This window comes from Campylobacter concisus, assembly GCF_902460875.1.
GTDB classification, from domain to species: domain Bacteria; phylum Campylobacterota; class Campylobacteria; order Campylobacterales; family Campylobacteraceae; genus Campylobacter_A; species Campylobacter_A concisus_AA.
Genome location: NZ_CABPVR010000010.1, coordinates 1 through 8,202 on the forward strand (window position 1 = coordinate 1; position 8,202 = coordinate 8,202).

Below are 8,202 nucleotides of genomic sequence, written 5' to 3' on the forward strand. Positions count from 1 at the left end.
TGAAAAAAATCATAATTATTTTTTCATTTATCTTTATTGTTCTAGGTGCTTTTTCGATAGGCTATAAGCTTATGACAACAAGCAAAGAAGATCCACCTGAATTTGCAGATGTAAACACATCGCTAGATCCTTTAAAATGTGATCTAAACAATAAATCTTGTGAGATGGAATTTAAAGGCGTAAAGCTAAAAATAGACATCTCACCAAGACCTATTTATGCTATGAGACCTTTTAGCTTTAAAATCATTAATGGTAAAAATTTAGGGCTAAAAAATCCGAGTCTTGAGATAGACGGCATAAATATGAATATGGGATCAATCAAAGCAAGACTTGAGCCAAGAGGCGATAACTTAACTGCTCAAGTAGTGCTAAGTGCTTGCGTTGTCGAGCTTATGAGATATCGATTTAAAGTGCTTGATGACGAAAAAGAAACTGGTTTTTTTGTAGATCTTGATCTAAAATTATAGAGGGTAACAATGAAAAAGGCATTTTGGGGCTTAATAATAATCTTAATTTGTATAGGTGTTGCACTTTTGCTAATAAAGCCAAACAAGTATGATTTTAAGGCACTTTCGCAAAATGGTGAAGTAAGTCTTAAAAATTACGACGGAAAGTACAAAGTTATATATTTTGGTTATCTTTTTTGCCCCGATGTCTGCCCTACTGCACTCTCTTTGATTGGAGATGAACTAAATAAACTAAAAAGAGATGACTTTGAGCTACTTTTTATTACGCTTGATCCTGAACGCGATACTCCTGAAAATTTAACTCTAATGGCAAAAAATTTCTACAAAGATGCCGATGGATTAAAACTAAATGCCTTAAAAGAAGTGGCAAAAACCTATGGTGTAAAATTTCAAAAAGTCCGTCTTGAAAACTCAGCCATGGGCTACTCTGTTGCTCACAGCTCTTCAATATATTTAATAGACAAAAAAGGAAATTTTTATAAAGAAATTTCAAATCTAACAAACGAAAATATTGGAGAAAATTTATTAAATTTGATCAAAGATAGACCTTAGGCTATAAATTTAGTAAGCCAAAACTGGCCTACTAAAATTGTTTATAGAAGCATCATCTCAAGATCTTCTAAGCTAAAATTTAATTCACTTGCTATACTTTTGATTTTAATGCTTGCTGAGTGATTTTTCACCAAAAATCTATTAACCCTTGAACATAAATTTAATCTACAAGCCAAACAAAGTTGATTAAATATAAGCAGTACTAGCAATAAATTTATTAAAAAGATCTGTACGAAAAGCAGGCTTTTGCACTATAAATTTTAATCATAATATAAAAGCTAGAAATTTAGTTTTGTTATTTCACTCTATGATGCACGCTGCCGCCATAAGTAATATCCTCAGCTTTTACCTCATCACTTGTCAAAATTTCACTTATCTTGCCATTTTCTTCTAGCTTTTTCCTATTTTCTTCGGCATCTTCTTGATAGCTATAAACCATCACAACGCTCACTACTCCGCTGATAGCTTCTATTTTTTTAAAATTTTTTATCTCATCTTCAATACTATCTGAGCTAACTACCACTACGATTCTATCGTCTGCGTCAGTTATTACTTCACACTCATTTAGCTTTTTTATCTCATTTTTTACACTTTCATTTTTATTATCCGTATAAACTATTAAACTTGAAATATTCATTTAATTCTCCAAAACAAAATTTTATTCTCATAGGCTGAGGTTACGACTTCATTGTCGCTTATAAAAACTATGCTATTTATCGTACTTTGCCCAGTTTTTAGCATTGCGATATTTTCTAAGCTTTTGCTATCAACTAAATTTACATCGCTCATCTCATCACTCATATAAGCCGCCACTCTACCATCATCGCTAAGGCCGACACCATAGACTAAAAAGCCGGTATTTATCTTTTTTAGGCTTCCAGCTGAGAATATCCCCACGATCCTGTCGGTGCCTCCGCTGATCATAACGCCATTTTTATATGAGATGTCGTAGATATTATCTGTATGAATATCTAAAATTTGATCCATTTTTTTAGCTTTTATATTATAAAAGTAGACCTTCCCGCTCTCGCAAGCGATAGCTAGCGTGCTTCTATCTTCATTTATCTCCATATCTGAAAGCATTGCAATTGAAATTTTAAAGCTATCATAAATTTCACCACTTTTTAAGTTCAAAAAGTAAATTTCATTGCTGATTGAAGCAAGTGCAATATGCTCATCATCTAAAAATAATGCCTTTTTTGTCGCTTGATTTGGTATTTTTATGCTTTTCATCTGCCCATTTTCTCTTATATAAAGCACCTTTGTAGCATAGTCACCCTCGCTTAGGATGAGTATCTTGCCGTTTAACTCATCAACGTTTAGAATTTTTGGTCTTTCATGATCACTAACGTAGGTTTTTATATCATCCATCTTAATGATCTCTTCAAATTTAGACTCTTTAGGATCATAAATTTCAACCGTCCCTCCATCAGTTGCAATAAAGAGTTTGCCATTTATTAGCGTTGTGCTTAGCACATTTGCACTAGCCTCTATTTGCTTATATGGAGTGGTGATCTCACTTGCAAAGATAAAATTTAATAGATAAAAAATAAAAAACAAAGCTCTCATAAGGCCTCCATTTGAAGTGAATTTTTAAAGCAAACATCAAAGCACTCGCCGCAACTTACGCAGTTTTGATTAACAATAGGACGAAAAACGCCAAGAAATTCGACTGCTTTAAATTTACAAGCATCAAGGCAGTTGTAGCAGATCGTATCGTTCCACGCTAGACAGCTAGAAACATCGATGCTAACTTTTGCATTTATACTCTTTGGTGAGCTTAGGCTTAATGTTTTTTTACCAAGACTCTCACAAGCCTTTGCGCACTCTTCGCAAAAGTCACAGCCCAGCTTTTTAACTTTAAAAATTACTCTTTCATTTTCAAAGCTAAGAAGCTCTTTTTCACAAGCATTTACGCAGATAGCATCGCATCTATCGCAGTCAAACTCTCCGCTAAAAAAAGGCGGAGTTATAAATTTGGGAGCAGATTTTGCCCCCAAAATTTTACTAAAAAGCTCTCGCCTGCTTTGCATTATTTAACACCATCGTTTAAAACATCTAGCAAATTTGACTTATGAGTACCGTTTTTATCTCTAAAGTCAGGCTTAAATTTATTACCGACTAGCTGAGTTAAGCCAGTTTGTTGCTCAACGTGGCATGTTGTGCAGTTATATCTTTCATCATCAAGCTTGCCTGCAAGATCTTTTTTATTTCTGATGTCATAAAGGTGAGATGATGGTATCGGTGTTGCTCCACTATCTTTTGCAAACTCAGGCATATGGCAGGTTACGCACATATTCATATCCTTTGTGATAGGCACTAAACCCTCAGTATCGTGTGGGATAAATGGCGGTGCATTTTCAAAAGACCTATCAAATTTCTTTGACATACCAGCTGGCTCTTTTGTGTAGTTCACATCTTTTAATACAACGTCTTTATCGTCTAGCAAATCGATATTTCTAAAGCCGATTTGCGAATCACTAATACTTGGATTATTAAAAGTACATGCCGCAAAAAACGCAGCGCACAATCCTCCAAGCATCATTATTTTTATTTTCATTTTTCTCTCCTTAAATTTCTAATACTAAATTTCAAAGCCCCGTCTCCACAGACATCAATGCACCTGCCACAGCTTATGCACTCGCTTGAGCTTACCGAGCGGCTCTCTTTACCGATCATATCAAGCACTTGCATCTCTGGGCAAATAAGCTTGCATTTCATACATTTTGTACAAGCCTGGGCATCATGTTTTACTCTAATTAGGGCAAATTTTGAGATGATGGCGTAAAAGGCACCAAGTGGACAAACGTGCGAGCAAATGCCACGCTTTAACACAAACATATCAAAAGCAATGATCGCAACCGCTATGCCTAAAGCACTAGCTGAGCCGTAAATAATGCCACGCTGAATAATGCCAATATAGCTAACGCTCTCAAATACCGGGTAAGATAAAGCAAGGCTTAATATAAGAGCAAGAGCCAGCAAGTAATAACGTAAATTTTTACTCACATTTAAGACTTTTTCGCCCTTAAAGCCAAATTTCTCTCTTAGTTTAAAAGCAATATCAGTTAGCAAATTTATCGGGCATATCCACGAACAAAACGCTCTTGGAGCAACCAGTGCATAAAATGCAAAGATAATGCCAGCTCCAATAATTGCATTTATGCCGGCACTAAAGCTTGCAAGTAAAATTTGAACCAAAGCAAATGGATCGCTTAGTGGAATTTTTCCAAAAAGCAAAGATGAGCTTAAATTTCCACTAAGTATCTTAACTCCATAAAAATTTCCTAGGATAAATAGTGCTAGGATAGAAATTTGAGTTATTCGTCTTAAGATTAAAAATTTCATAGCTCACCACCATTTAGATAATCAGTCGCCTTTTTAATGTCAAGCTTTATTTTGCTGTCTGCATCGTCTATGCGTCTTTCATCTTCTTTTATCCAGCCTTTGACGTAGTTATCGCCTACTTTGCCAAGCACCGCATCGCGGTTTAACACGGTAATGGCTGCTTTTTTAGTGATACAGGCTCGCTCGCATAGGCCACATCCGGTGCAGATGTCGCTATCGACGACTGGAAGCAAAAAGGCATGCTTTTGCGTCCTTTCGTTGCGGCGATATTCAAGATATAAGGCTTTATCCAAAAGAGGACAAGCCCTGTAACAAGCATCGCACTGTATACCCCAGTGTGCCACGCAGTTTTTCATATCAACCACTGCAACGCCCATTTTGGCCTTATTTATGTCAAGCTTGCCTTTTGTGCTTACTAAATTTACGTCCAAAGCTCCAGTCGGACAGGCTGGCACACAAGGGATATTTTCACACATATAGCAAGGAATTTTTCTAGGCTCAAAATAAGGCGTTCCAATGCTTATGCCATCCTCTAGAGATGAGAGCTTTAGCGTATCAAATGGACAAGCCTCTACGCAAAGCCCACACCTAATGCAGCTTTGTAAAAATTGCTTCTCTTCTTTTGCACCAGGAGGCCTAAGAAGCATAAGTGGCGAAGCTTTGGCACTAAGCGACCAAACAAAGCCTCCGCCAAGAGCCAAAAGCGCTACTTTTGCCCCAAATTTTAAAGCCTCTCGCCTACTTGAAAATCCCATATCGCTCACCTATGCTTTGTAAATTTTAACCGCACACTTTTTATAATCAGTCTCTTTTGAGATTGGGCAAGTAGCGTCAAGACATACTTTGTTTATATATACGTTCTCATCAAAGAAAGGCACATAAACAAGACCTACTGGCGGCTTATTTCTACCTTTTAGATCAACTCTTGCTTTTACCTTGCCACGGCGTGATTCGACCCAAACGATCTCATTTTGCATTACGCCAAGATTTTTAGCGTCATCTTCGTGCATATAGCAAAGCGCCTCTGGAACCGCTCTATAAAGCTCAGGAACACGCATAGTCATCGTGCCTGTATGCCAGTGCTCTAGTACACGACCAGTACATAGCCAGAATGGATAATCTTTGCTTGGCATCTCGCATGGATCCATGTAAGGGCGGAAGAAAATTTTTGCTTTGTTTGCAAGAGATGTTTTATCTTTATTTGTAACGCCTTTTAGATCGCCTGTTGGAAGTGCTGCATTTTTGTTGCCATAGAATGCAAATTTCTCATTTGGAGCAGCTTTTTTAGCGTATGGATCAAATTTAGTGTTAAATCTCCACTGAGTCTCTTTGCCATCAACTACTGGCCATCTTAGACCTCTTACTCTGTGGTAGGTGTCAAAGTCAGCTAGGTCATGACCGTGTCCAACGCCAAATTTTCTATACTCTTCCCAAAGATATTTATGGACGAAAAATCCATATCCTTTAAATTCTTTACCATCTGAGCCGATCACTTTTCTGCTATCGCCAAATACTTCTGTATTGTCGTAGTTTTCCATTATCGGATCGTTTGCGCTAAATTTCTTAGCCTCTTCGTTTGCAAAAAGTACGTCAAATAGCGTATCTTCTTCGCTGTATCCCATAGCTTTTGCCTCTTCAAGCACATTTGGAAGTGTAACTTTGTCATTTACTTTTTTCTCACCCCAAACATCTTTTAGCTTAAAGCGCTTACTAAACTCCATCATTTGCCAAATATCAGGCATCGCTTCACCAACAGGAAGTACTTGCTGTCTCCAGTGTTGTGTTCTTCTCTCAGCGTTGCCATATGCACCCCATTTTTCATAGATCATCGCAGTTGGAAGAATAAGGTCGGCTACTTTTGCAGAAATTCCTGGATAAGGATCACTTACAACGATGAAGTTATCCATCTCACGAGCCGCTTTTATCCAGTGGTTTGCGTTTGCAGTATTTTGCCACGGATTATTTACTTGAACCCATATAAATTTAACCTTACCATCTTCAAGATCACGCATCATTTTTACGTAGTGAGAAGCGAGTACGCCACTTAGTGTTCCAGCAGGAAGTTTCCAAATTTTTTCAGTTATCTCTCTATGTTTTGGATTATCAATAACCATGTCAGCTGGCAAGCGGTGAACAAATGTTCCAACCTCTCTTGCAGTTCCACACGCACTTGGTTGCCCAGTTAAAGAAAATGCTCCTGAGCCTGGAAGTGCTTGCTTACCAAGTAAGAAATGCACCATATAAGCTTGCTCATTTACCCATGTACCACGTTGGTGTTGATTAAAGCCCATCGTCCAAAAACTTACGACTTTGCGGTTTTTCTCGATGTAAAGATCAGCAAGTGCCTTTAGCTTTTTCTTAAATTCTTCTATATCTTCGTTTGGATCGCCCTTTGCCACCTTTGCTGTAAAGTCAAGCGTGTAAGGTGCAAGAGCTTTTTTAAACTCTTCAAATGTTATTTGCCAATGTGCGCCAGATTTTGCAGCGTTTTTATTTTCTAGCGTATCGCCAGCTTTTAGTCCAAGATATGCAAGTGTAACACCCTCAGCTTCACTTAGTACCTTTGACTTCTCAGTAGCAGCAGTGTCTAGCTCGCTTGGAGCATATTTTTTATGATTAATGTCTGGACGAAGACCATATCCGATGTCGGCTGGACCAGCTGTGAAGACACAGTGCTTTTTAACAAATTCTTCATCGATCATCTCTGGGTGGTTATAAACTATCTCACGAGCGATGTAGTTCCAGATAGCAAGGTCAGATGACGGAGCAAAGATAATCTCAATGTCAGCTAAATTTGATGTTCTAGTTGAGTAAGTGCTTAAATTTACAACCTTTACCCTATCAGGATCGCTAAGCTTTCTATCGCTTACGCGTGCCCAAAGTATCGGGTGCATCTCGGCCATATTTGCGCCCCAAGCTACGATAGTATCAGTTAGTTCGATATCATCAAAACAGCCTGATGGCTCGTCTATGCCAAAAACTTGCATAAAGCCAACAACCGCACTTGCCATGCAGTGTCTTGCGTTTGGATCGATGCTATTGCTTCTAAAGCCACCTTTTATAAGCTTAACAGCAGCGTAACCTTCTGGAATTGTATATTGACCAGAGCCTAAAACTCCGATACCATGAGGTCCTAGCTCATCATATGCTTTTCTAAACTGAGCCTCCATAACATCAAATGCTTGCTTCCAGCTTACTTGCTTAAATTTACCTTTTTTATCAAATTCGCCTTTTTCATTTACACGTAAAAGCGGATGAGTGATCCTATCCTCGCCGTACATGATCTTAGCGTTAAAATAGCCTTTAATACAGTTTAGACCACGATTTACTGGTGCTTCTGGATCTCCTTTTACAGCTACTATCTTGCCCTCTTTTGTAGCGACCATGATGCCACAGCCTGTTCCACAAAACCTACAAGCGGCCTTATCCCAGCGCCAGCCTTTTTCGGCTTCATTTGCTGCACTTAGTGAGCTTGGTACGGCTATACCAGCACTAGCACAAGCAGCACTAGCCGCAGCACTTTTTATGAATTCTCGTCGATTCATTCTTTCTCCTTTAAAGATTTAAAACAAATTTAATTGATATTAACCTTGCAAAACTTATTTACAACTGATTGACATTTACAAAAATTTCAAAAAACTTAAGCCAAAAATGTAAATATTTTTCTACATAAAAATATTAATTTTCTCACAAAGCACGATTTTAAAAGAAAATACTATTTAATAAAATTTAAGAATTTTAGAGTAGTTATCAAAAAAGCTAAAGAAAACAAAGTAAAATTGTTTTTAAATATTTGAGTAAAAAAGTAACATAAAGTATTATTAAAAATTTTATC

General features: G+C 37.5%; 9 protein-coding genes. 2 read left to right on the plus strand and 7 right to left on the minus strand.

Annotated elements, in window-relative coordinates; genetic code table 11:
• The coding region (locus tag F3H01_RS07260; protein WP_149725317.1) for a hypothetical protein at positions 1-467 on the plus strand (467 nt) is incomplete at its 5' end.
• A gap of 9 nt (positions 468-476) precedes the next feature.
• Positions 477-1,019 (plus strand): SCO family protein, encoded by a 543-nt coding sequence (locus tag F3H01_RS07265; RefSeq protein WP_054196383.1) that lies wholly within the window; start codon positions 477-479, stop codon positions 1,017-1,019.
• A gap of 295 nt (positions 1,020-1,314) precedes the next feature.
• Here the strand turns inward: F3H01_RS07265 and F3H01_RS07270 are convergent, their stop codons facing one another.
• Genes F3H01_RS07270 through napA form a run of 7 tightly spaced genes read right to left on the minus strand, consistent with a single transcriptional unit; the run spans position 1,315 to position 7,912 of the window.
• Positions 1,315-1,656: a chaperone NapD gene (locus F3H01_RS07270; RefSeq protein ID WP_149725318.1), complete on the minus strand. Its 342-nt coding sequence runs from the start codon at positions 1,654-1,656 to the stop codon at positions 1,315-1,317.
• Entirely contained in the window at positions 1,653-2,588 is a 936-nt protein-coding gene (locus tag F3H01_RS07275; RefSeq protein WP_149725319.1) for a WD40 repeat domain-containing protein, read from the minus strand. The genes F3H01_RS07270 and F3H01_RS07275 overlap by 4 nt, the downstream gene beginning before the upstream one ends.
• On the minus strand, positions 2,585-3,052 hold the full coding sequence (locus F3H01_RS07280) for a 4Fe-4S dicluster domain-containing protein (protein ID WP_021090640.1): 468 nt from the start codon (positions 3,050-3,052) through the stop codon (positions 2,585-2,587). Before F3H01_RS07280 ends, F3H01_RS07275 begins: the two co-directional genes overlap by 4 nt.
• Positions 3,052-3,579, minus strand: a complete 528-nt coding sequence (locus tag F3H01_RS07285; protein ID WP_084108411.1) for a nitrate reductase cytochrome c-type subunit — start codon at positions 3,577-3,579, stop codon at positions 3,052-3,054. Before F3H01_RS07285 ends, F3H01_RS07280 begins: the two co-directional genes overlap by 1 nt.
• Positions 3,576-4,367: a quinol dehydrogenase ferredoxin subunit NapH gene (gene napH / locus F3H01_RS07290; protein WP_103560247.1), complete on the minus strand. Its 792-nt coding sequence runs from the start codon at positions 4,365-4,367 to the stop codon at positions 3,576-3,578. The genes F3H01_RS07285 and napH overlap by 4 nt, the downstream gene beginning before the upstream one ends.
• Positions 4,364-5,122 carry a ferredoxin-type protein NapG gene (gene napG, locus F3H01_RS07295; RefSeq protein ID WP_087577164.1) on the minus strand — a complete coding sequence of 253 codons (759 nt, stop codon included), beginning with the start codon at positions 5,120-5,122 and terminating at the stop codon, positions 4,364-4,366. Before napG ends, napH begins: the two co-directional genes overlap by 4 nt.
• Before the next feature lie 9 nt (positions 5,123-5,131).
• Positions 5,132-7,912 carry a nitrate reductase catalytic subunit NapA gene (gene napA / locus F3H01_RS07300; RefSeq protein ID WP_149725320.1) on the minus strand — a complete coding sequence of 927 codons (2,781 nt, stop codon included), beginning with the start codon at positions 7,910-7,912 and terminating at the stop codon, positions 5,132-5,134.
• Positions 7,913-8,202 lie beyond the last annotated feature (290 nt).